This is a genomic window from Corynebacterium ulceribovis DSM 45146, assembly GCF_000372445.1.
Classification (GTDB): domain Bacteria; phylum Actinomycetota; class Actinomycetes; order Mycobacteriales; family Mycobacteriaceae; genus Corynebacterium; species Corynebacterium ulceribovis.
Genome location: NZ_AQUY01000001.1, coordinates 496,653 through 520,121 on the forward strand (window position 1 = coordinate 496,653; position 23,469 = coordinate 520,121).

At 58.2% G+C, this 23,469-nt stretch carries 23 protein-coding genes; 7 read left to right on the forward strand and 16 right to left on the reverse strand.

The window, feature by feature from the left end; genetic code table 11:
- Positions 1-6: 6 nt before the first annotated feature.
- The 3 genes from A3EC_RS0102325 to A3EC_RS0102335 all read right to left on the reverse strand — a co-directional run bounded on the left by A3EC_RS0102325 (position 7) and on the right by A3EC_RS0102335 (position 2,534).
- Positions 7-1,179, reverse strand: coding sequence for an acyl-CoA dehydrogenase family protein (locus A3EC_RS0102325; protein WP_018023552.1), 1,173 nt, complete (start codon positions 1,177-1,179; stop codon positions 7-9).
- Positions 1,180-1,417: 238 nt separating this feature from the next.
- Positions 1,418-2,176 carry a 3-oxoadipate enol-lactonase gene (gene pcaD, locus A3EC_RS11115; protein ID WP_018023553.1) on the reverse strand — a complete coding sequence of 253 codons (759 nt, stop codon included), beginning with the start codon at positions 2,174-2,176 and terminating at the stop codon, positions 1,418-1,420.
- Positions 2,169-2,534, reverse strand: coding sequence for a DUF5997 family protein (locus A3EC_RS0102335; protein ID WP_026162112.1), 366 nt, complete (start codon positions 2,532-2,534; stop codon positions 2,169-2,171). Before A3EC_RS0102335 ends, pcaD begins: the two co-directional genes overlap by 8 nt.
- 51 nt (positions 2,535-2,585) lie before the next feature.
- Between A3EC_RS0102335 and A3EC_RS0102340 the strand changes: the two genes are divergently transcribed.
- The 3 genes from A3EC_RS0102340 (at position 2,586) to A3EC_RS0102350 (ending at position 5,581) form a co-directional block, all read left to right on the forward strand.
- The gene (locus A3EC_RS0102340; RefSeq protein WP_018023555.1) at positions 2,586-3,317 is read left to right on the forward strand and encodes a LysR family transcriptional regulator substrate-binding protein; all 732 of its coding nucleotides are present in this window, start codon (positions 2,586-2,588) and stop codon (positions 3,315-3,317) included.
- Between the two features lie 203 nt (positions 3,318-3,520).
- On the forward strand, positions 3,521-4,849 hold the full coding sequence (phoH2, locus tag A3EC_RS0102345) for an RNA 5'-3' helicase PhoH2 (RefSeq protein WP_026162114.1): 1,329 nt from the start codon (positions 3,521-3,523) through the stop codon (positions 4,847-4,849).
- 96 nt (positions 4,850-4,945) lie between these two features.
- Positions 4,946-5,581, forward strand: coding sequence for a GNAT family N-acetyltransferase (locus A3EC_RS0102350; RefSeq protein WP_018023557.1), 636 nt, complete (start codon positions 4,946-4,948; stop codon positions 5,579-5,581).
- 28 nt (positions 5,582-5,609) lie between these two features.
- Here A3EC_RS0102350 and A3EC_RS0102355 read toward each other — a convergent pair whose 3' ends face one another.
- The 7 genes from A3EC_RS0102355 to glpX form a co-directional block, all read right to left on the reverse strand.
- Positions 5,610-7,154, reverse strand: a complete 1,545-nt coding sequence (locus A3EC_RS0102355) for an MDR family MFS transporter (protein ID WP_018023558.1) — start codon at positions 7,152-7,154, stop codon at positions 5,610-5,612.
- Between the two features lie 27 nt (positions 7,155-7,181).
- Positions 7,182-7,349 (reverse strand): methionine/alanine import NSS transporter subunit MetS, encoded by a 168-nt coding sequence (gene metS / locus A3EC_RS0102360; RefSeq protein WP_026162115.1) that lies wholly within the window; start codon positions 7,347-7,349, stop codon positions 7,182-7,184.
- Positions 7,350-7,366: 17 nt separating this feature from the next.
- A complete protein-coding gene (locus A3EC_RS0102365) occupies positions 7,367-9,130 on the reverse strand; it encodes a sodium-dependent transporter (protein ID WP_018023560.1) in 1,764 nt (587 codons plus the stop codon).
- 303 nt (positions 9,131-9,433) lie between these two features.
- A complete protein-coding gene (gene metS / locus A3EC_RS0102370; protein WP_018023561.1) occupies positions 9,434-9,601 on the reverse strand; it encodes a methionine/alanine import NSS transporter subunit MetS in 168 nt (55 codons plus the stop codon).
- Positions 9,602-9,610: 9 nt separating this feature from the next.
- A complete protein-coding gene (locus A3EC_RS0102375) occupies positions 9,611-11,296 on the reverse strand; it encodes a sodium-dependent transporter (protein WP_018023562.1) in 1,686 nt (561 codons plus the stop codon).
- A 417-nt stretch (positions 11,297-11,713) separates the two neighbouring features.
- On the reverse strand, positions 11,714-13,114 hold the full coding sequence (locus A3EC_RS0102380; RefSeq protein ID WP_018023563.1) for a class II fumarate hydratase: 1,401 nt from the start codon (positions 13,112-13,114) through the stop codon (positions 11,714-11,716).
- 156 nt (positions 13,115-13,270) lie between these two features.
- On the reverse strand, positions 13,271-14,287 hold the full coding sequence (glpX, locus tag A3EC_RS0102385; protein WP_018023564.1) for a class II fructose-bisphosphatase: 1,017 nt from the start codon (positions 14,285-14,287) through the stop codon (positions 13,271-13,273).
- A 201-nt stretch (positions 14,288-14,488) separates the two neighbouring features.
- On the opposite strand from glpX, the gene A3EC_RS0102390 reads away from it, so the two are divergent.
- The gene (locus tag A3EC_RS0102390; RefSeq protein ID WP_018023565.1) at positions 14,489-15,067 is read left to right on the forward strand and encodes a DUF4245 domain-containing protein; all 579 of its coding nucleotides are present in this window, start codon (positions 14,489-14,491) and stop codon (positions 15,065-15,067) included.
- A gap of 63 nt (positions 15,068-15,130) precedes the next feature.
- Here the strand turns inward: A3EC_RS0102390 and A3EC_RS0102395 are convergent, their stop codons facing one another.
- Complete coding sequence (locus A3EC_RS0102395) at positions 15,131-15,385, reverse strand: exodeoxyribonuclease VII small subunit (protein ID WP_018023566.1); 255 nt, start codon at positions 15,383-15,385, stop codon at positions 15,131-15,133.
- A 41-nt stretch (positions 15,386-15,426) separates the two neighbouring features.
- On the reverse strand, positions 15,427-16,671 hold the full coding sequence (xseA, locus tag A3EC_RS0102400) for an exodeoxyribonuclease VII large subunit (protein ID WP_018023567.1): 1,245 nt from the start codon (positions 16,669-16,671) through the stop codon (positions 15,427-15,429).
- Positions 16,672-16,737: 66 nt separating this feature from the next.
- On the opposite strand from xseA, the gene A3EC_RS0102405 reads away from it, so the two are divergent.
- Complete coding sequence (locus tag A3EC_RS0102405) at positions 16,738-17,727, forward strand: 4-hydroxy-3-methylbut-2-enyl diphosphate reductase (protein WP_040427884.1); 990 nt, start codon at positions 16,738-16,740, stop codon at positions 17,725-17,727.
- Positions 17,728-17,741: 14 nt separating this feature from the next.
- On the opposite strand, the gene A3EC_RS0102410 is transcribed toward A3EC_RS0102405, so the two are convergent.
- On the reverse strand, positions 17,742-18,773 hold the full coding sequence (locus A3EC_RS0102410) for a DUF6542 domain-containing protein (protein WP_018023569.1): 1,032 nt from the start codon (positions 18,771-18,773) through the stop codon (positions 17,742-17,744).
- Between the two features lie 61 nt (positions 18,774-18,834).
- Positions 18,835-20,385 carry an AI-2E family transporter gene (locus tag A3EC_RS0102415; RefSeq protein ID WP_156812801.1) on the reverse strand — a complete coding sequence of 517 codons (1,551 nt, stop codon included), beginning with the start codon at positions 20,383-20,385 and terminating at the stop codon, positions 18,835-18,837.
- 86 nt (positions 20,386-20,471) lie between these two features.
- On the opposite strand from A3EC_RS0102415, the gene ychF reads away from it, so the two are divergent.
- Positions 20,472-21,551, forward strand: a complete 1,080-nt coding sequence (gene ychF, locus A3EC_RS0102420; RefSeq protein ID WP_018023571.1) for a redox-regulated ATPase YchF — start codon at positions 20,472-20,474, stop codon at positions 21,549-21,551.
- A gap of 21 nt (positions 21,552-21,572) precedes the next feature.
- On the opposite strand, the gene A3EC_RS0102425 is transcribed toward ychF, so the two are convergent.
- Both A3EC_RS0102425 and A3EC_RS0102430 read right to left on the reverse strand, forming a co-directional pair.
- On the reverse strand, positions 21,573-22,031 hold the full coding sequence (locus A3EC_RS0102425) for a hypothetical protein (protein ID WP_156812802.1): 459 nt from the start codon (positions 22,029-22,031) through the stop codon (positions 21,573-21,575).
- Between the two features lie 49 nt (positions 22,032-22,080).
- Positions 22,081-22,665 (reverse strand): NADPH-dependent FMN reductase, encoded by a 585-nt coding sequence (locus A3EC_RS0102430; RefSeq protein ID WP_018023573.1) that lies wholly within the window; start codon positions 22,663-22,665, stop codon positions 22,081-22,083.
- A gap of 298 nt (positions 22,666-22,963) precedes the next feature.
- Here A3EC_RS0102430 and A3EC_RS0102435 point away from each other — a divergent pair, with 298 nt between their 5' ends.
- Positions 22,964-23,404 carry a YtoQ family protein gene (locus A3EC_RS0102435; protein ID WP_018023574.1) on the forward strand — a complete coding sequence of 147 codons (441 nt, stop codon included), beginning with the start codon at positions 22,964-22,966 and terminating at the stop codon, positions 23,402-23,404.
- The last annotated feature ends 65 nt before the right edge of the window (positions 23,405-23,469 follow it).

The window sequence follows — 23,469 nt, forward strand, 5'->3', positions numbered from 1 at the left end:
GGAAGGCTACTTACCGAAACCCTTGGAGAGCTTACGGGAGATAATCTCCTTCATAATTTCATTCGGGCCACCGTAAATTGGCTGGACGCGGGTGTCCAAGTAATGGGTCGCGATTGGGTATTCCATCATGAAGCCGTAGCCGCCGTGCATCTGCAGCGCCCGGGAAACAATCTCTAGCTGCAGTTCGGTGGTCCAGTACTTCGCCATGGATGCGCCGACCTCATCGAGTTTTTCTTCATTGTGCGCCATGACGCACTGGTCGACGAAGGACTGCGCTACCTGAACGTCGGTGGCCATCTCTGCCAGGAAGTGGCCGTGCACCTGGTGGTTTGCCAATGGCTTTCCGAAAGTGGTGCGTTCCATGGAGTGCTGGTACGCCAAGTCGAAGGCGCGGCGGGACGTCGCAACCGAGCCGACTGCAATGGATAGGCGTTCATGTGCCAGGTTGGTGCGCAGGTATTCGAAGCCGGCGCCGCGCTCACCGATGAGGTTTGCTGCTGGAATGCGCACGTTGTCGAAGTGCAGTTCCGCGGTGTCCTGGGCGTGCAAGCCGACCTTCTTCAGTGGACCGGACTTGGTGTAGCCCTCCATGCCGTCTTCGATAATCAGCAGGGAGACACCCGCGCGGCCCTTATCCGGGTCAGTAATGGCTGCGACGATGGTGAAGTCAGCCTGCATGCCGTTAGAGATGAAGGTCTTTGAGCCGTTCAGAATGAAGTCGTCACCATCTGGCAGGGCAGTGGTGCGCATGCCAGCGAGGTCCGAACCAGCGCCTGGTTCAGTCATCGCCAGAGCAGCGATAGCATCACCGGTGGTTAGTGGACGCAGGAAACGTTCGCACTGTTCCTCATTGGCGAACTTGCGCAGGTATGGCACAACAAGGTCGTTGATGGTGCCGATGCCGACGATGATGGAGCCGCAGTCTGCCTGGGCGAACTCTTCGGCGAGGATCTGGTTGTAGCGGAAGTCGTTCATATCGGAGCCGCCAAACTTTTCTGGGGCAGCGAAACCGATCAGGCCGAGCTCACCGGCCTGCTTGTAGAAGGAGCGGTCGATGTATGCCTGCTCTTCCCACTTAGCAACGTGTGGTTTGACATCTTTGGCCACGAAGTCGCGCACCATGTCGCGGAACATATCGTGTTCTTCGGTGAAAATGGTGCGAGGTAGGAAGTCCCGCATTGGTCTCTCCTCAAAGCTAGGGATTCGCCAGTCCGGCGAGCTATCAAGATGTGACTGAAACACAACCAACAAGAAAATGTGTCGTGTGTCTCACAGCGTCTGACTTCCATTATGAACAAAATTATTAACACTTCGCTAGGTTTCGCGAAAATAGTTACAAAAATGGGTGCAGACAGCCGAAACTGCCTACACCCCTTAATGAAGCCCAACTGGAGACGAGCTCCCGAACCGCTGCGCGCTACTTCCAGAACCCTGCCAGCAGAGAGTTCACCAAGTCTGCCTGCTGCACGGTCACCAGGTGTGCCGCTGGGTCAATGGTCACCATGCGGGACCCGACAATGCCCGAGCGCACCCGATTAACAGCCTCCAGCGGTGTCGACGGATCGGTCTGCCCCGCGATAACCAGCGTCGGGGCGTTGACCCGCGCCAAAAAGGCCGACGAGTCGAACTGTGCCAACGCATGGCAGCAACCGGCGTAACCTGCGTCCGAAGTAGCCACAATCGCGTTGTAGAACTCCTGCACAATCTCTGGGTTTCGCTGGGCCCACGTTGGGGTGAACCAGCGCGCTACCACTCCGTCTGCCAGCGCCTGAGTGCCTTCTTTTTCCACCAATTCCGCTTTGTCCAGCCAGTCGCGGCGCTGCCCAAAGCGGGTGGTGGTAGAGATGGCGGTCAATGTTTCCGTGCGATCTGGGTATGCCTGCGCAAAGTACTGTGCCACGGCGCCGCCAAGGGAAATTCCGGTGATATTGGCCCGTTGCACTCCCAATTCGTCAAGAAGCGAAACGACGTCTTCGGCGAGCTCGTCGATGCTGTACGGTTCGGCGGGCGCTGGGGACTGGCCATGTCCGCGCAGGTCAACGGTGATCATCCGGAAGCGGTCGCTGAGTGCGTCCGTCTGCCATTTCCACATGTCGCGGGTGGCGCCGAGGCTCGGCAGCAGCACCACGACCGGTGCGTCGTCCGGACCGACAATGTCGTAGCTCAGGCTAGTCATTGGAGTTCTCCTGGGTTGTGGCCTCCGCTCCGTCGGTCTGGGCTTCGGCACGCTGCTGCGCCATCGACTCGCGCGCCTTGGCCAACCATTCTGGGGCTTCGACCAGCAGTTCATTAATCTCTGCGGTAGTCAGCGCCTTATCCATGTCGTTGCGCTTGAGGGCAGTGATAGTAATGCCAAGTTTTTGTGCCACTACCGGCCGCGGGTGCGGTCCTTCGCGGCGCAGGGTCTGCAGCCACTCAGGTGGATCGGTCTGCAGCTGCTGGAACTGCTCCCGACTGATGGCTGATTCTTGGAACTCAGCGGGCGTTGCTGGCAGGAAAATGCCAAGCTTTTTCGCGGCGGTCAGCGGCTTCATGGCTTGGGCGGAAGGTTCATTGCTCACACCATCGACGGTAGCATTACCAGCATGGAACCGAACGCAGTTGACCCAACTGAGACGCTGCGCATTGCGTATGCGCCTGGCGTGGTGCCCGATAAATGGCTGCGCCGACACCGCGACCGCTTCCCGCAGCTGCGGTTGGAGGCCTTCCCCGATGACAATCCGCTGGTTGCGGTGCGCAGCGGCCGTGCGGATATGTGTTTGGCTAGGGAACCTCTTGTTGACGAAAACAGCTGCGCAGACCTGCACCGAGTTGAGCTCTATGACGAGGCAGCTGGCGTAGCGGCGGAGAAAGAGCATCCGTTGGCGGCCTTTGCTGACGGGGAAGTGGTCAGCAACGCGGAGCTGGCGGATGAAATGGTGTTGCTGCCGGCGCTGGCCGAAGGGGAGCCGGTCGATGTTGCGGCGGTGCGAGACATGCTGCCGGTGGTGGCAACTGGTGCGGGGATTGCGTTTGCACCGCGGCCGCTGCTGCGGCAACTTGCTGGCCGGAAAGTGGTGCACCGCGAGCATCTGGAGGGGTCAACCACGCGAATTGTGCTGCTGTGGCCGAAGGATTCTGATGACGACATTCGACAGGATTTCGTGGGAACTGTCCGCGGACGCACGGCGAATTCGGCGCGAAATGCGGTGCCGGCGAAGTCATCTCGGGTGAAGAAGCCGGCTTCAAAGCAGGCTGCGGAGACTCGTCGTCGGCGTGGCCAGGGCGCCAAGGGAAGTTTCGGTAAAACACGAGGTAGACGGGGTAAACGCCGATAGGTTAGCAAACGTTTATCTGGGGTTAGCGTTTGTTCATCTAACAACCATGTCATTTCAACGTCGGGGCTCTAGGTTGGGGAGTGTCCGGCATGGGGAAGATGTCGGATGGACCGGAAAGAAAAGGGAGCCACGTGCATACCAACTCCTCGACCACTGACCACACCTCGGAAGCAACTTTCGAGGAGGTGATTCGTGGTGAAGAGATGGCCACCACGAACACCGAAACTAAGCTGCGCACCTATGTCCTCGACACGTCGGTGCTGCTGAGTGACCCAAACGCCCTCCGAAAGTTTGCCGAGCACGTCGTTGTGCTGCCGCTGGTTGTCATCAGCGAACTCGAAGGCAAACGCCACCACCCAGAACTCGGCTGGTTCGCCCGCACTGCGCTGCGCCACTTAGAAGAGCTACGCCGCACCCACGGCCGGCTCGACCTGCCGGTGCCGGTCAATGAAACCGGTGGCATGCTGCAGGTGGAACTGAACCACACCGACCCCTCCGTCTTGCCGGTCGGTTTCCGTACCGACGCCAACGACCACCGCATTTTGGCCTGCGCCCTGAACCTGCGCGCTGAGGGGCAAGACTGTGTCCTGGTGACTAAAGACATCCCGCTGCGTGTTAAAGCCGGTTCCGTCGGCTTGCCAGCGGATGAATACCACGCGCAGGACGTAGTGCTGACTGGCTACACCGGTATGGCAGATGTTGCGGTAGCTGATGAGGAAATCGACTTCCTCTACCGTGATGGCGTGGTGTTCCTCGACGGTCGCTTCACCGACCGCGACGAATTAGTTTCTGACTTGCCGACCCACTGTGGTGTCAAGCTGGCCGGTGGTACGAAGTCGGCACTAGGCCGAGTGCAAGCAGACGGTTCGGTGCAACTGGTGCGAGATTCGGAAGCATTCGGGGTGCGGGGGCGCTCCGCGGAGCAGCGCGTTGCATTGGACTTGTTGCTTGACGACGAAGTCGGCATTGTCTCGCTCGGCGGCCGCGCTGGTACCGGCAAATCGGCACTGGCGCTGTGCGCAGGTCTTGAAGCTGTGCTGGAACGCGGCAAGCACCGCAAGATTGTGGTGTTCCGTCCGCTGTACGCAGTTGGCGGCCAAGACCTTGGCTACCTGCCGGGCAGCGAAAGTGAAAAGATGAACCCGTGGGCGCAGGCCGTGTACGACACATTGGAAGGTTTGGTTAGCCCGAATGTCATGGAGGAAATCCAGGACCGCGGAATGCTGGAAGTCTTGCCACTGACGCACATTCGCGGCCGAAGCCTGCATGACAGCTATGTCATCGTGGATGAAGCGCAGTCGCTCGAGCGCAATGTGCTGCTGACGGTGTTGTCCCGCTTGGGGGCAAATTCCCGAGTGGTGCTGACTCACGATGTTGCCCAGCGGGACAACCTTCGGGTTGGGCGCCATGATGGTGTTCAGGCGGTTATTGAAAAGCTCAAAGGCAATGAACTGTTTGCGCACGTTATGCTGCGTCGCTCGGAGCGTTCCAAGATTGCGGAATTGGTAACCGACCTGCTTGAGCGCGGGTAGGTAAACTGATTTTCTACTGAGAATAGAAGCACCGACTTCGGGGGATTTTTGCGAAGTCGGTGGACGGCGACGGTCTTTTTAGGAAAGCTGGTCAGCATGTCAGAAAATGCGAAACGGGCCTACACCATTCGACCAATGGTGGCCGAGGACTATCCGCAAGTAGAAGCAATCTATGAGCATGGCCTAGATAGTGGCCACGCCTCATGGGAGCATTCCGCGCCGAGCTGGGAAGAATTCGAGCAGCTCAAGCGAATGGAACTGTGCTTCGTCGCCGAGGAAACCGGCACGGAAAACGAGGGCAAAATCCTGGGCTGGTGCTCGGGCTCCTCAATTTCCAAGCGAAAAATCTTCAACGGCGTCATTGAAGACTCCATCTACATCCATCCGGATGGGCAAGGCATGGGCCTCGCCCGTGCGCTGCTGCAGCACCTCATCGACACCGCCGCCGAACAGGGGATCTGGGCGCTACATTCGTGGGTGTTTCCAGAAAACGTTGGCTCGCTGATGCTGCACCGCAAGCTCGGTTTCCGAGAGGTGGGCACCTACCACCACCTGGCAAAGATGACCTATGGTCCGATGGCAGGGCAGTGGCGCGACATCATCATCCTGGAAAAGCTCCTAGAAAAGCCAGAAGAAGCTGCGCTGCGTAAAGCTGCTGAAGAAGCCGAAGCCGCTGGTGACCCGTTGCCGGCAAACCGCCTCGACGAAGTGGGCGAAGAGCTCGGCCACTAGCCACTAGCCGCTAATCGGCCACTAGGTGCTATTCGATCGTCTCGCGCAAGGCATCTTCCCGAATCGGAAGGAGCACCAGCATCGCGATGATGGTCAACGGCACCATCAGCAGGTACACCGGTGTCAGGCCATCGTTATAGCTCTGCACAATCGCATCCCGCACTGGGGCCGGCAGTGCTGCAACCGCACCTGGGGTAATCGAACCGGTGCCGACCTCATCAAACTGGTGTGCCAAGGCCGCACCCCGCGGCCCCAACTCTGCGAAGGCTTTCGGCAGATTCTCCGCCAACTGCGCCTGCATATTAGAGATAAACAGCGTGCCAACTGCGGAAGCACCGATCGTCGACCCGAGCTGCCGGAAGAAGTTATTGGTGGCTGTGGCGGTGCCGACCATGGTAATCGGGAAGCTGTTCTGCACAATGAGCACCAGCAGCTGCATAGACAGCCCAAGTCCGAGCCCCATCACAAACAAGATGCCGCCGACCTGCACCAGCGTGGCTTCCGGCGTCAGCCGGGACAAGAAAAATAGCCCCAACGTCACAAAGCCCATTCCAACGATGGGGTACCACTTATACCGTCCGGTACGTGCCACGATGAAGCCGACGACGGTGGAGGTACCAATCATGCCGATCATCATCGGAATCATCATGAGGCCGGCGCGGGTGGGCGTCATGGTGTGCACCATCTGCAGGTACGTCGGCATATAGCCGAGCATGCCAACCATGGAAAAGCCGACAACGACTCCGGCGATGGTGGCCAGCACCATGTTGCGGTTGCGGAACAGTTTCAATGGAATCAGTGGGTTGCGGTTGTGCCGCTCCACCCAGATAAATGCCGCGCCAGTGACCACCATGAACACAACAAGGGCGATGATGCGGGCGCTGAGCCAGCTATATTCGGTACCGCCCCACGTGGTGACCAAGATGAGTGAAGAAGTTGCCAACGCCAGCAGCGCCGTGCCGCGCCAGTCGAAGTATTGGCCTTTGAAGGAACCGCGGCGCAGCTTCAGGAATAGCGCCGAACCGGTGAAAGCTAGCAGACCAATAGGAATGTTGACCCACAGACCCCAGCGCCAGCCCGGCCCGTCCGTAAACCAGCCGCCGAGCACCGGCCCCAGCACGGAACTGACACCGAACACCGCGCCCATAATGCCCATGTATTTGCCGCGGTTTCGGGCAGGCACAATCTCCGCGACAATGGACTGGGAAGTCACCATTAGCCCGCCGGCGGCGAAACCCTGGATGGCGCGGGCCGTAATCAGCGCGCCCATGGAGTTAGCTAGCCCGCCGAGTGTGGAGCCGGTGATGAAGAGGACGATTCCGAAAAGGTAGAGGTATTTCCGGCCGACCATGTCGCCAAGTTTGCCGAAGATGGGCATGGCGATGGTCATGGTGAGCAGGAAGGACGAGATAACCCAACTCATATGGTTAACTCCACCGAGCTCACCAACGATGGTTGGCAGGGCGGTGGAGAAAATCATTTGTCCGAGGGAGCTCATCAGCATGGAGAGCATGAGAGCGCTGAAAATCAAACCGATGTTTCCGGCGTTTTCCTTTACGGAAGTGTCAGTCATGCAAACAGGCTACCCCCGGAATTGGGTTTATTGAACTTCCATGGCGGCAAGCTCTTCATCGGAGGTGCCTGCGGAGGTGCCGAGCACGCCACTGCTGTGGTCCGGATTGCGGTTCAAACTCAGCACCGCAATCGCTAAACCGCCCCACACCGCGGCCATGAACAGCACCATCATCACTATTGCTGTGGTTGTCATTGTCGGGTTCCTTTCGCTTATCGACGCACTGGGGCGGTTTTTTGCGTGGTGGCGGAATGTGCCTCGGGGGCTGCCGCACCAAGCTCGGCTGGGGTGTTAAAGTCCAGATATTCAGTCGCCTGGGTATCAAGGTGACGCTGCACTTCCTCGCCGGTGGCTAGGATGCGTCGCTCGATATGAGCAGCGGATGCTGTGTGCTTACGGGCCGGATGCGCAGGGACGCGGAAGTCGGCAGTCACACCGAAGTCGGAGCCCGGTGGGCCATCAAGCTCATGCTCGCCGCGCCATGGCAGCACGCTCAGGACAACAGCTGCGACGGTGATAGTGGCCAAAACGCCCCAGCCGTAGAGATTGATCTGAGCGTTGGAGTAGCCCTCGTAGTTGCTTTGCAGGAGCTTGACCAGTTCGTCCAGCAGAATAATGCCCAACACCACTGGGGTGATATGCACCACGCACATGCGCCAGAGTATGCCGACTTTAAAGGACGAGACGGAGTTCAGGTGCATGCCGAACTCGGTTGTGCGCCGCAGAATCCAGTCGAGCACCACAATGCCCAGGATAGCGACGGAAACAATGCCAATGTGGTTCGTCCACTTATCCATAATGTCGAGCGCCACCACACCAGAGGTCGGCGCGAACAGCACAATCGAGGAAATAGCGGCGGTGCCACCAATGCCAAGCACTGCAGGTACGCGACCAATCTTCAGCTTGTCCTGTGCGCAGGACACCGTCACTTCTACCAGAGACATCAACGACGTGACACCGGCAATCGCCAGCGACAGGAAGAAAAGAATACCGAAGATCGGACCAATTCCAGCAGGTAGCTGCGAGATTACGGCAGGGAAGGCGACAAACGCCAAGCCGATACCGTTGGTGACGACATCATTGATGCCCACGCCATTGGCCTGAGCGATAAAGCCCAGTGCAGAGAACACGCCAACACCAGCAAGCAGCTCGAAAGAAGAGTTCGCTAGGCCGGTGACCAGAGCAGAGCCGGTCAGGTTCGTGCGCGGTTTGAGGTAGGAGGCGTAGGTCAGCTGGATACCGAAGGCGACGGACAGGGAGAAGAAAATCTGCCCATAGGCCGCCAACCAGACGCCAGAGTCGCGCAGCGCGGACCATTCTGGCGTGAAGAAGGCGTTGAGACCGGTGATCGCGCCGGGCAGCGTGAGCGAGTAGACGACCACGATGAAGAACAAAATGCCAAGGAGTGGGATGAAAATGAGGGAGAGCTTCCCGACGCCTTTATCCACACCAAGCGCGGAAACTGCCAGCACACCTACCCACACAAGCACCAACGCGATGGTGATGGATGGGACGAAGTCGAAGGTGTTCAAGGCGGAAGCATCGACCTGGAGGAAGTCTTCGAAGAAGTAAGTTTCTGGGCTCGCACCCCACGCTTGCGTGACGGACTTTCCGGTGTAGAGGAAAGCCCACGCAATGATGACCGCGTAATAGACGGTGATGAAGAAACAGATGCCGAAGTGGATCCAGCCAACTGGTTCGGCGAAGCGGTTGATCCGCCGGAATACCTTGGGGGAGGAGCCGCGGAAGCGGTGGCCGAGGGCATAGTCCAGAAAGAGCAGTGGGATACCGGCGCTTAAGAGCGCACACAGGTACGGGATGAGGAAGGCGCCGCCCCCGGCTTCGTAAGCGACGTAAGGGAAGCGCCAAATATTGCCAAGGCCCACAGCGGAGCCGATGGCAGCGAAGAGGAAAGCGGTACGGGAGGAAAAGACCTCGCGGTGTTGAGGTCGTTCCGCGCCAGTGGTGGTGGCCATGGAAGTGTCCAATACGTTCTCGGGTACGCACGTTCAGATGAATGTGTTGGAGCATACGGTATGTGACGCGGGTCTCACATTGCAGGAAAAAGCGTAAAAGTTTTACCAAAGAAACTATGTGAAATGTGTGAACCACCAGTTGCAAAACTAAAACCGCAGGTCACTAAAAACCCTGCCAGGCTAATGGCTCACTCAATGCCTGCCCAATACGTCAAAAAGCAAACCACCGTTGCAACTGCAACGGGGCAGTAACAACGGTGGTGCGGAAGGAGGGGTGCTACGTAAACCGCAGCAGCTGGGAAACTACTGGGTTTCCATCGCAGCGAGCACCTCATCGGTGGCGTTCGGGTCGGAGCCGAGTACGCCGGCGGCCTCATCAGGGTTGCGCATCAAGTACACGACGGCCAGGGCAAGTCCGCCCCAGATAACCACGATGAACAGGACCATCATCAAAATTGCGGAAGTAGTCATGATGCACCTTTACACAGTTGGGGCAGGGTTGGCAGGGTCAGTGGAGTCAATGGCGTGACCGGAAGCCAGCAGACGAGCCTCCGCCGCAGCGGCACCAGGGGTGTGCTTACGCGGTGGGTGCGCAGGAACATCGAAGTGCGCCGTGACACCGAAGTCCGAACCCGGAGGGCCGTCCAGACGGTGCTTGCCGCGCCATGGGGCTAGGGACAGCACTAGCGACAGCACCAGCACGCCGCCGACAACGCCCCAACCGTAGGTGTTGATCTGCGCGTTGGAGTAACCTTCGTAGTTCTCCTGCAGCAGCGCGACCAGCTCGTTGGTCAGAATCAAGCCCAGCACCACCGGGGTGATGTATGCAACGCACATGCGCCACACCACACCCACGCGGAAGGACGACACCGCATTGAGGTGCATGCCGAACTCGGTGGTACGACGCAAAATCCAGTCGACCGCGAAAATAGTCAGCAGCGCCACCAGCACAATGCCGATGTTGTTTGTGAACTTGTCCATGATGTCCAGCGACACCAGGCCAGAAGTGGTGGAGAACAGCAGCACCGAGATGACGGCCATCAGACCACCGATGCCCAGGGTTGCTGGGACGCGGGCCAGGTTCAGCTTGTCCTGCACGGAGGAAACAACCACTTCCACCAGCGACATCAACGAGGTCAGACCGGCGATGACCAGCGACAAGAAGAACAGCACACCGAAGATTGGGCCGATGCCTGCTGGCAGTTCGGAAATCACGGCTGGGAAGGCGACGAACGCCAGACCGATACCGGAAGAGGCAACCTCTTCGACGCCCACGCCCTGGGACTTCGCCATGAAGCCCAGCACGGAGAACACACCAACACCAGCAAGCACTTCGAAGGAAGAGTTAGCGAAGGAGGTCACCAGGCCGGCACCAGTCAGGTTGGTGCGTGGCTTCAGGTAGGAGGCGTAGGTCAGCATGATGCCGAATGCGACGGACAGGGAGAAGAAAATCTGGCCGTAGGCGGCAATCCAGACGCTGGAGTCACGCAGCGCGGACCAGTCCGGAGTGAAGAAAGCGTTCAGACCGTCAACAGCGCCATCCAGGGTGATGGCGTACGCCACGATGATGATGAACAGTACGGCCAGCAGTGGGATGAAGACCAAGGAGACCTTGCCGATACCCTTGTCGACACCGAAGGCCAGCACGCCCAAGGTCACAGCCCAGACCACGACCAGCGCGATCAGAATTGGGGTGACGAACTCCATGCTGTTGACCGGCACGGCGTCCAGCTTGAGGAAGTCCTCCATGAAGTATGTGCCTGGGTCATCGCCCCATGCCTTATTGACGGACTTGAGGGAATACAACAACGCCCAACCAATAATGACGGCGTAGTAGATGGTGATGAAGAAGCAGATGCCAACTTGGATCCAGCCGATTGGTTCTGCCCAGCGGGCGATGCGGCGGAAGGATTTTGGAGCCGAACCACGGAAGCGGTGACCGATGGCATAGTCCAGGAAAAGCAGTGGGATACCTGCGGATAGCAGGGCCACCAGGTAAGGGATGAGGAAGGCACCACCACCGGAGTCGTAGGCAACGTATGGGAAACGCCAGATGTTACCTAGGCCGACTGCCGAACCAATGGCAGCGAATAGGAAGGCAGCGCGAGAGGAAAAGACTTCGCGATTTTGGGTGTTACCGGCGGAGCCGGAGCTAGGTGAAACCATGGAAGGTCCATTCAACGAAAGGATTCGGGGAGTTGACACCTGCGGGTAGCAGTCAAAGCTAGTCGGCGCCTGGGTGTGGCGAGACTAACAGTGGGCAGATCATAACAAGACGTGCCACAGCTAAACTTAAGTTTTGCAAATTTTGTGACTGATCGCGATTCGTTGAGGTCAACGGGTGTGTTGATACGTCGCCAAAAAGCAAAGAAATAGAGCTTTGTGACGTAGAACGCAATTTGTTTTAGCTAGAATTTAAGGTAATTCTAAAGATATATTTGCAGGCCATCTGCTTGTAGTTTTCGCGGTGGCCGCGATAGTGCTACCCAAAAAGAAAACCCCCGCCGAGGGTAGCAGCACCAGCTGCCACCACAAGGCGGGGGTAACGCGGCTATCTCACTGGCCGCGGGACGAAAGCGAAAACTAGTCGCGATCGGTGTTGGCCATAGCCAGCACGTCCAGGCGCTTGTCCAGCTCTTCTTCGGTCAGGGTTTCGCCGTCGACGAAGCCCATGTCGATAACGGTCTGGCGGATGGTCTTGCCTTCCTTCAGCGCGGTCTTAGCGACCTTCGCGGCGTTCTCGTAACCAATCGCGGAGTTCAGCGGGGTCACGATGGAAGGGGAGGACTCAGCCAGAGTGCGCATCCGCTCTTCGTTTGGCTCAATACCGTCAACAAGCTTCTCTGCGAAAACGCGGGCGGTGTTGGCCAGCAGCTGGGAAGACTCAAGGACGTTGCGGGCCATCACTGGGATGAACACGTTCAGCTCGAAGTGGCCGTTTGCGCCGGAGAACGCAACCGCCGCGTCGTTACCAATGACCTGCGCTGCAACCTGGGTAGCGGTTTCACACAGCACTGGGTTGACCTTGCCCGGCATGATGGAGGAACCTGGCTGCAGGTCTGGCAGGTGGATTTCGCCGAGGCCGGTCAGTGGGCCCGAACCCATCCAGCGAATGTCGTTGGCAATCTTGTTCAGGGAAATGGCCACCGAGCGCATTGCGCCGGAGAATTCGACCAGGCCGTCGCGGTTAGCCTGTGCTTCGAAGTGGTTCTTGGCTTCCTTCAGCTCTTCCAGTCCGGTGAGGTTAACCAGCTCTGCGGTGACCTTCGCGCCGAAATCAGCTGGGGTGTTCAGACCGGTGCCCACAGCGGTACCACCAATTGGCAGTTCACCCAGGCGAGGCAGCGTCGCTTCGATGCGCTCAATGCCAGCTTCAATCTGACGTGCGTAGCCACCGAACTCCTGGCCCAGGGTCACTGGAACAGCGTCCATCAGGTGGGTACGGCCGGACTTAACCACGGACTTCCATGCTTCAGCCTTGTTGGCCAGGGAGGTCTGCAGCACCTTCAGCGCTGGGATGAGGTCCTTGACCGCAGCTTCGGTTGCCGCAACGTGGGTAGCGGTAGGGAAGGTGTCGTTGGAGGACTGACCCATGTTGACGTGGTCGTTAGGGTGCACATCCACACCGTTAGCCTTCGCAATGGAAGCGATGACTTCGTTGGTGTTCATGTTGGAGGAGGTACCCGAACCGGTCTGGAAAACGTCGATTGGGAATTCTGCGTCGTGCTTGCCGTCGGCAATTTCCTTTGCAGCAGCGACAATGGCATTTGCCTGCTCTTCCGGCAGCAGGCCGCGTTCCTTGTTCACCTCGGCGCAAGCGGCCTTCAGCAGACCCATGGCGCGGATCTGTGCGGATTCCAGCGGACGGCCGGAGATAGGGAAGTTCTCAACGGCACGCTGGGTCTGAGCTCGCCACAGTGCGTTAACTGGGACCTTAACTTCACCCATGGTGTCGTGCTCAATGCGGAACTGCTGCTCGGTCATGAATCATCCACCCTTAAAACAGATTGATTGCAGAAATGTACAACCTCGATTATGCCCAATTATTTGCTGCTTCGGGACAAATAAGGGTGCCCCCGAGTAACCCCGGCGCTAACCAGGGAAATTCGGGGGCAAAACCCAAGGCGTCAAAAAGCAGAATTACAGGTCGACGTTGGCCTGGCCGTAGTCCACATCAGCGAATTCGCGCAGCTTCTCCATCTGGTGGAACGCCTCGATGGTGCGGACGGTGCCGGACTTCGAACGCATGACAATGGAGCGGGTGTAGGCACCCTTGCCGCGGTACGCAACGCCGCGGAGCATGTCACCGTTGGTCACACCGGTGGCCACGAAGAAGCAGTTATCCGACTTCACCAGGTCGTCGGTGGTAAGCACACGGTCCAGGTCGTGGCCAGCGTCCAGCGCCTTGCGGATTTCTTCATCGTCGCGTGGGTGCAGACGGCCGAGGATTTCGCCGCCGAGCGCCTTCATGGCACATGCGGTGATGACGCCTTCCGGCGTGCCGCCGATACCCCAGCAAATGTCGACAGAGTTGTTATCGCGAGCCGCAGCAACCGCACCTGCAACGTCACCGTCACCAATCAGGCGAATCTTTGCGCCCGCGGTACGAATATCGCGGATGAGGTCCTGGTGGCGTGGGCGGTCCAGCACAACAACAGTTACTTCGTTTGGAGCCAGCCCCTTAGCCTTAGCGACCTTCTTGATGTTGTGCTCAACTGGCGCGTCCAAGTCGATGACGCCCTTGGCTTCTGGTCCAACGGCAATCTTGTCCATGTAGAACACGGCAGATGGGTCGTACATGGAGCCGCGGTCCGCAGCTGCAATCACGGAAATGGAGTTCGGGCGGCCTTCAGCCATCAGGGTGGTGCCGTCGATTGGGTCGACTGCGATGTCCACGGATGGGCCCTGGCCGTTACCGACTGCTTCGCCGTTGTACAGCATTGGCGCTTCGTCCTTTTCGCCTTCGCCAATCACGACAACGCCCTGCATGTTTACGGTGTTGATCAGCTTGCGCATTGCGTCAACTGCGGCACCGTCGCCGGCTTCCTTCTGTCCGCGACCGACCCACTGACCTGCAGCGAGTGCAGCGGCTTCGGTGACTCGAACCAGCTCCATTGCGAGGTTGCGGTCTGGTGTCTGTGGTTGGTTGTCGTTCATTAGTGGCCACGCCTCCTGTGGTGCCAGGTGAGTAAAGGTCAGTGCGCAGAAACGCCCTATCCTCTAGTTTGTCACCATTTCGCATTTTAGGGGTGGGGTTATGCCCTCTAATCGGGGGTGCAGCCCCGCAAGTGACTGCCAGAAATTCACTTTTGCCACCACTTTCTGGGGTTTAGCAGGAGATCTGGAATACTGGCCACCGTGAGTGTTGAAAAGCCGCATATTCTGCAAGATGGACGCGACATGGTGCTGTCGCTGTTGGCTCTGACCGCAATTATTGCGTTGTCGGTGGGCATGACTGGCCTGTGCTCGTTTAACCCCGGCGGCCCAGAAATTCGTGAAGCCCCAGTCCGCACGGTCGACGTCGATACGGTCTTGTCCATGGACGCACGCGGTTTGCCATTCCCGGTTCGCAACCCGAATCCGGAACTGCCAGAAGACTGGAATCCAAACTCGGTGCGCCGCACCATCGTTGGCAATGATCAAGCCACCGTTGCCGGTTGGGTCAATGGCACTAAGTACCTGCAGCTCACCCAAACTAACGCCCCGATGGACGCGGTCAGCTTCGGCCCAGACCAAAAAAGCCGCATCCTGGACGGCATCAAAGACGTCAATGGCACCGAATGGCAGGTGTACAAGCCGGTTGAAGGCGGTCGGTTGATGTGGGCGGCCGACCTTGGCCAAGTCCGAGTGCTTATTGACGGAATCGGCGAAGAACCGGATTACCGAATGTTCGCAGAAATCGTGCAGCGGCTGGAACCGTTGCCAGCCGAAGGCTAACGCGCGGGCAGCGGCCTGCGTTGTGGGCCGTCGACGATCCTCGTCAGTCTTCGACGGTCCGCATTAGTCTTCGTCGGCTTTAGCCAGTGCTGTCTCCACGCGGGTGCGCGCACCAGCGAGGTGTTCCTCGCAGCGTCGGGCGAGTGCTTCGCCGCGCTCCCAATAAGCCAATGACTCATCCAAGGTCATCTGGCCGAGTTCCAGAATCCGGACAATTTCACGCAGTTCATCGCGGGCCTGTTCGTAACCTAGCTCCGCAACCGGCTGAAACTGTGGCTGCGCTGGTCCAGTGCCAGCACCAAATGTGTCCTGTGACATGGGTGTACTCCTTAACGTTTGTACGTAAATTCCGTAGTTGTTTAGTCCGCTTTTTTCGTGGCAATTGCCGCTGCCGTGATGGCACCATCAGCCACTCGGATTCGCAGTTGGCTGCCCGGCGGCGACTGCTCCACAGTGGTGACCACTTCATCCGGACCACCATCGCGAGGCTGGACCTGCACCACTGCGTAGCCACGAGCCAGTGTCGCCCCTGGACCGAGGGCAGCAACCTGCGCGCGCAGCGCCGCTGTTTCATGCTCGCCTCGTTCCACCATCCGGAGAATATCCCGTCGGGTAGCCGCGACGTCCCGCTCCAATTCGTCGACAAGCACATCGATGCGGGCGAGGGGACTAGCCAACACCGGCCGTGACCGCAAAGCAGCAATTTCCTGGACACCGCGGTCAACCCAACGGCGCAGGGAATTACCGGCACGGGCCCGCAAATCTGCAATGAGCTGCAGCTCGGCGGTGACATCGGGGACCACACGCTTGGCGGCGTCGGTCGGAGTGGCAGCGCGCAAATCCGCGACGTTATCCAGCAACGGGGTGTCCGGCTCATGGCCGATCGCACTGACCACCGGGGTCGTCATGCGGGATACCGCGCGGACCAAGGCTTCGTCGGAAAAGGGCAGGAGGTCTTCGACGCTGCCGCCGCCGCGGGCAACAATAATGACATCGACATCGGGGTCTGCTTCCAGGGCAGCAAGCGCCTTCAAAATCTCTGGCACCGCTGTGGCACCCTGCACCGTCGTGTTCTCCACGCGGAACTGCACCTGCGACCAGCGGTCGTGCGCAACCGACATGACATCGCGCTCAGCTGCTGAACCGCGGCTGGTCACCAAACCAATCTTCTGCGGTAAAAACGGCAGTGGACGCTTCAGGCGAGGGTCAAAAAGACCCTCAGCATGCAATGCTGCGCGAAGCTGCTCAATTCGGGCAAGCAGCTCACCCAGCCCAACGGGACGGATGTCCGTCACCCACAAACTGAACTGGCCGCTGCCGGGATAAAACGCTGGTTTGCCGTAGACAATAACTCGGTCACCAGGCTGAATTGGCCGCGGAGCATCGAGCACCAGACGCGTCGGACACGTCAGCTGCACACTCATTTCTGCCTGTACATCGCGGAGGGTGACATAGCTCAACTTCCAGGTGCGCTTGCTGCTGACCTGTGTGATCTGACCTTCCACCCACACATGACCAAGGCGTTCAATCCACCCCTTGACCTTTTGATTCAGTTCCCGAACCGGCCACGGACTCTCCGGGGCACTGGACTGGGAAACTGACATGGTGGCTCCTAACTCAAACGATTGGCTTAGTTAATCGTAGCGGCATTGACTACCCTAGGGTCCATGATGGAAAGCCCTTTGACGCAATCGGTAGCCGCAGACGCGGAAAAGCCAAAGAAAGTGCTGTTGGCCGCTCCTCGCGGATACTGCGCCGGAGTTGACCGAGCGGTGGAAACCGTAGAAAAAGCCCTGGCCAAGCATGGTGCGCCGCTGTACGTGCGCAAACAGATTGTGCACAACCGGCACGTTGTGGAAACCTTCGAGGAACAAGGCGTCATCTTCGTAGATGAAGCCGACGAAGTGCCTGAAGGATCCAACCTGGTGTTCTCGGCCCACGGCATCGCGCCTACAGTCCGGGAGCAGTCCAAGCAGCTGAATTTGAGTACTTTCGACGCAACCTGCCCACTGGTGACCAAAGTCCACGGTGAAGTCAAGCGCTTTGCCCGCGACGGCTTCCAGATTCTGCTCGTTGGCCACGAAGGCCATGAAGAAGTGGAAGGCACCGCAGGTGAGGCACCAGACGTAGTGCACCTGGTGGACGGTGTGGAAGGTGTCGAAGCGCTGCCAGCGGACCTCGGCGACAAACTGGTGTGGCTGTCCCAGACCACGCTGTCAGTGGATGAAACCTACGAAATTGTGAAGCTGCTGCGGGAAAAGTTCCCACACCTGCAGGACCCGCCTTCCGATGACATTTGCTACGCCACCCAGAACCGCCAGGTTGCGGTAAAGGAGATCGCACCGCAGTGTGACCTGATGATTGTAGTGGGGTCGCAGAATTCGTCGAACTCGAAGCGACTGGTGGAAGTAGCACTGCAGGCCGGTGCAAAGGACGCGCATTTGGTGGACTTTGCCCGCGAAATCGACCTCGCATGGCTGGACGGAGTGTCCACCGTCGGCGTGACCTCGGGTGCCTCTGTGCCAGAGATTTTGGTGCGCGGGGTAATCGACCTGCTGGCTGAACACGGCTTCAATGATGTGTCCGAAGTGACCACCGCGACGGAAACTGTGGTGTTTTCGCTGCCACGCGAATTGCGCCCAGCCCGAGTGAAGAAGTAACTCGAAACTGTGGGCTAGCGGTTGAAACCGCGGTCCACATCCGGCTGAATCTGCCGGTTAACCTCACGCCGTCGCGCAGCCTCGCGGCGGCGTTCGCGTTCGCGCTCAATGGCCGCACGGTCGAAGGTCGGCGGGATGTCAGCCCGCGTGGTGGAGGCTTGGCGCCGAGCGGAATCCCGAGGCTCCCTGGAATCGCGGGAATCGCTGCGGGATGTTGTTGCGCCGCGGGAGGTGGTCCTGCGGGAAGAAGCAGTGCTGGAAGTGGCCGTGCGGTCTGAGAACTGTTGCTTCCGTCGACGGCGACGACGCGGCGAATCTGCTTTGCGGACCCCAGCCCCAAGCACCGCTTCGCCACGATCGGTGCGTGGAGTTTCCTCCTGCCGACTTTCTTCCCGAATTGCGGTCGGCGTTTCAGCGCGTACCCTCACGTCTTCTTCCCGTTCCTCGCGGCGCATACCTTGGCGGCGCAGATTCGCCCGGTCACGCTCAGATGCTGCGGTGCGGGCACGGGTTGCTGACTGCGTTGTCATACGCGCACGTTCCTGGCGGCGCAGGTAACGGCGATGTGCTGCTGCAATCCGACGGTCTTGTTTCAGCACGGCTAGGTAGCGGACAACAGCGATGGTTACGCAGATAATGAAAATGCTGAGTACCCACGGGAAAAGGGAAATCAGGGGGTACATCATTCGCAGCAGTTCCGAAACCAGAGTTCGAGTTGCCGGGAAACCATTGATGTCTGGGGAAGTGATCCGGTTGGAAAGCCAACCAAGCACCGGTGTGACTACATAGAACAGCAGTGGCTGCTGCAGCACGGTGACAGTCAGACCACGTGGCTCAACAATGATGGTGGCAAGAATCGCCGCAATTCCGAAGCACACAATGTAGGCCATACCCAGCTGACCACTGGAAATGTTGGCGAGAACGCCGATGAGGGCACCGCCAAGGACTACCAGCGGCGAAGCCCACAGAGGTAAACCTCGTGGTGGGGCCGCATGCCGGCGCGAAGAGGCGCGTCGAGTTTCGGTTTCGGCGGTTAGGTCAGACACGAGTTGTATCGTACTGAAATCAACACATCACCTGAAATAGGCGTGCCGTGTGCCCCCGAGACTAAGCCTCAGGCTTCGACTCACCATCCGGCTTGTCGTCCGCTGGTTTGGAATCGACCGTGCCATCTTCATCGTGAATATCTTTGCGCAAGAACAGACGGTTGAACACATCGGTTGCTGGGTGAGTAAACCGCTCGAGAACAGTTGGTGCCGCTTCAGACTCTGAGTGTTCATCATCCGAGACTTCTTCGCTCACGCGCCGCTTCTGTTCGTCAATAAGCTTCCGCTTGCGGCGGCCAGCCTCTTCGCTTTGTTTACCGGACTCTTGCCCAGCAACCGTGGCGAACTGAATTTGCCGGAGAGTTTTGTCGCCAGTGCGCAGGTCAGTCAGATCGGAGAAGTAGCGCAGCCACACCGCCACAATCGCAACGATTGGCACAGCCAGGAACGCGCCGATAATGCCGAACAGACCGGTACCAACAGTCACCGACAACATGACAATCACAGGGTGCAGGTTCATGGCCTTCGACTGCAGGAATGGCGACAAGATGTTGCCTTCCAGCTGCTGGACCAGCACAACCAGCGCCAGCACCAGCAGCGCATTAGTGAAACCATTCGTCACCAGTGCAACGAGGACTGCGAGCACACCAGCAGAAAACGCACCAATAATTGGAATGAAACCTGCGAAGAACGTCAGCACAGCGATGGCCAGCGCCAGTGGCACCTTCAAAATGATCAGGCCAAGACCAATAAACACCGCGTCAACAAGCGAGACGAGGGCCTGGGCACGGATGTAACCAGACAAAGTGGACCACGAGCGGGTCAGTGCCTCAGTCATGTGCCAGCCAAGGCGCTGACCCAGCGCGCCGCGCAGCCACGGCAAGAACTTGTCGCCGTCCTTGAGGAAGAAGAAGGTGAGGACCAGCACAACCACCATGTTGACGAGCACATTCGAGGCAGTAGAAAGGCCATTGACGGCGTAACCAGCAATATTCGATGCCTGGTCCTGCAACCAACCAGTGGCTTGGTCCAGCATCGAGTTGAGCTGGGAGTCTTGCAAGTTAACTGGCGGGCCCTGCAGCCAATCCTGAACACGGCGCAGACCAATGGAGAACTTACTGACGAGGTCATCCGACTGCTCCACCATCGGTGGGGTGATCAGCGCGAAAATGCCGCCAACAATGCCGAGGGAGCCAAGCATAGAAATAGCTACGGCCAATGCGCGTGGGAAGCGCCATTTACTGAGCAATGCCACCGGCGGCCAGAGCACGGTGCAGACGATCAGCGTTGCGAACACCGGCAGCAGCGCCGCGGAAATCATGCTCATGCCACGCCACAAAATGAAGGTGGCCACTGCGATCACGATAAAACGCAGCGCCCAACCGCTAGCCGAACGCAGCGATTCACTCAGGACGTCAGCGCGGTCAATGCGACTCGGTCCGGCAGGGTCGGTGGCATCGGAAGGAAGCACCAAGGTTTCGGCGATGCTCACCGGCTCCGAGCCGACTAAGCGATCAGCGAAATCACGGGTCTCGTTCGGGTCCACATCTTGCGGGCGAACTAGGTCGCCGATGTGCAGTTGGTCATCGTCTCGGTTAGTCACGTTTTCCATTGTGCACTATGGATAAGACACACACGTACTAATGCGAACCCGGCCGGTGTTCGAAAGCTTGGGGCAAGGCCGTAGGATAGGGAACTGTGAGCCTTACACTTGGAATTGTCGGTCTGCCCAACGTCGGTAAGTCGACCCTTTTTAATGCCCTGACCCGAAACGATGTGCTGGCAGCGAACTACCCATTCGCCACCATCGAACCAAACGTCGGCGTGGTTGAACTGCCCGACCCGCGGCTGAATCAGCTTGCGGACATGTTTGGTTCTGAGCGCATCCTGCCAGCCACGGTGTCCTTCGTTGACATTGCCGGCATCGTGAAGGGTGCTTCCGAAGGTGAAGGCCTGGGCAACAAGTTCTTGGCCAACATCCGCGAAGCTGATGCCATTTGCCAGGTAGTCCGTGTATTCGAGGACTCCGACGTGGTGCACGTGGAAGGCAAGGTTGACCCAGCCAGCGACATCGGTGTCATTGAGACCGAGCTGATTCTGGCGGACCTCCAAACCATTGAAAAGGCATTGCCGCGTCTGGAAAAGGAAGCCAAGAAGGATAAGGAACGCGTCGGTTTCGTTGAGGCCGTCAAAAAGGCGCAGGCCGTTTTGGAAGAAGGCCGCACCCTCTTCGCAGCCAAGGGCGATGTGTCCCTGCCAGAGCTGCGCGAACTGCACCTGCTGACCGCTAAGCCGTTCCTGTACGTGTTCAACGCCGACGAAGGTGTGCTGACCAGTGACGACCGTAAGGCAGAGCTGGCCGGGGCAGTGGAACCAGCCGAGTGCGTGTTCCTCGACGCCAAGACCGAAACCGACCTTTTGGAGCTTGATGACGAAGAGGCTGCCGAGCTGCTAGCTGAAATCGGTCAGACTGAGTCGGGCTTGCACCAGCTGGCTCGCGCTGGTTTCCGCACTCTGGGACTGCAGACTTACCTGACTGCGGGGCCGAAGGAAGCACGCGCATGGACCATCAAGAAGGGTGACACTGCGCCGCAGGCAGCTGGCGTGATTCACACAGACTTTGAACGCGGCTTCATTAAGGCTGAAGTTGTGTCCTTCCGTGACCTGGTTGCAGCCGGTTCGATGGCCGAGGCCAAGTCCGCCGGTAAGGTTCGCCAAGAAGGCAAGGACTACATCATGCACGACGGCGACGTCGTCGAATTTAAGTTCAACGTGTAGTCGGCTTCACACAATTGGTGTTTAGTTCTTGACCCACTCGAAGTCTTCTTGGGTCAAGAACCAACCGGCAATCTCATCGATTCTCTCGTCGAACTCGTCTTCGTCTTCGAAAGGGAGAGAACGCAGAAATTCAACTTGTTCGGCCGTGAAGAAGGAGTCGTAAGTAGACACCGGATCGCCGTCCATTTGGATGCAGGTGGCGAGCTCGGTAAACGCGAACTCTTGGAAATCCTTGGCGTGCCAGGATCCTTCGCCGGTGCTTCTGTCCAAGAGCGCGACGTGGTTGTCCATGAAGACGAAGGGGTCGCCGGAAGGGTCTTTCGCGAAAACGATGAAGTCAAGGTCCGGCATGACGGTGAATCCAGCGAGTAGCGTCTCTTTAGGATCTTCGTCAGGATCGATGAATTCTATGAACTCTGCTCGCGGCCATTCAGCCCGAAACCTGACGAAATCGTCAGGGAAGTTTTGCTGGTCAGTCACACTTCGCATACTACAGAGCTCATACTCCGTTTGGCCGCTGTGCCTCCGATTAATCGGTTTTGTGGGCTTCAGCGCTCTTGATTACCAGATCGCTCAATCGGGTGATGTAGTCGCGAACGAAGTCGACGGTTCGTTCTGGAGCTAGCCGACCCTCTTCGATCAGAGTTGGAGATTGTCCGAGGAAAACTTCTGGCTGACCGAGCATGGGCATATCGAAGTAGGAGAGTGCGAGTCGGAGGTTCTTTTGGGATGAGTATCCGCCCAGGCGTCCGACGGAATGGCTGATGATTCCTGCTGGCAACCCTTTCCATGCGACATCGGAGTTGGGCTTGGAGCCGATGTCCACAGCATTTTTGAGGCAAGCAGGGATAGTTCGGTTATTTTCGGACGTCACGAAGAGGATTCCGTCGGAGTTCTTGATTGTGGTGCGGAACTGGACGTAGGAGTCTGGGGTGGGAACATCTGTGACATCCGGGTCGTCATAGTCGAAGTTGTACAGCGGCAAGTGGCCGATTTCTAGGATGTGCGCGTCGACATTCTCTGGGAAGTACTGCAGGCAACTCAATGCGATTTTTCGTGCGTAAGATTCTCGCCGCAGGCTGCCAACGAGCACGGATACGTTATAGGACACCATTTTCCTTTCGATATGCAGTGGGTTTCGGTCGAATTGGGTACCCACCCGACTCTATCAAAGAGTTCGGGCAGGGAAAAATAAAAGTTCAACCAATTGAACATTGGAATTGTTTAGTAGGCGCCGATCCTTAACAAGAGGAGAGGGGAGTGCTGTAACAAGAGGAGAGGGGAGTGCTGTTTGATAGCAGGAAAGAACGTTTCTGAAGCATCGGTATGGCGTTAGCTAGGCCGAATACTTCCATTGCCCAGTAAGCTCGTTGTTGTTGTATCCACTTTCTGTGTATGAGGAGTTGCCTGCAATGAGTTTCAATGTCTACCTTTCCGGTGAAATCCACACCACGTGGCGCGAGGAAATCCAGAAGGGCGCTGAAGCTGCAGGGCTAGATGTTGTGTTCACTGCACCGGTCACCGACCACCCAGCCAGTGACGCTGCTGGCGACCACTTGGGGGAAACCAGCAACCAGTTCTGGCGGGACCACCAGTCATCAAAGATCAACTCCATCCGCACGCGCACCCTTATTGAGGAAGCGGACCTAGTAGTGGTGCGTTTCGGCAGCGAATACAAGCAGTGGAACGCTGCCTTCGACGCTGGTTACTGCGCCGCGTTGAGCAAGCCGTACGTCACGCTGCATGATGCTGAAATCGTGCACCCTCTCAAGGAAGTTGACGCTGCTGCGCAGGCATGGTGCCAGACCACCGATCAGGTCGTGGAGATTCTGCGCTACGTGCTTGAAGGCTGATGAGAGGCTCTTCAACGAACTCGATGCGTTGTTAGCGAGTACTCCGCCAGACGGCAGTAGCGAGT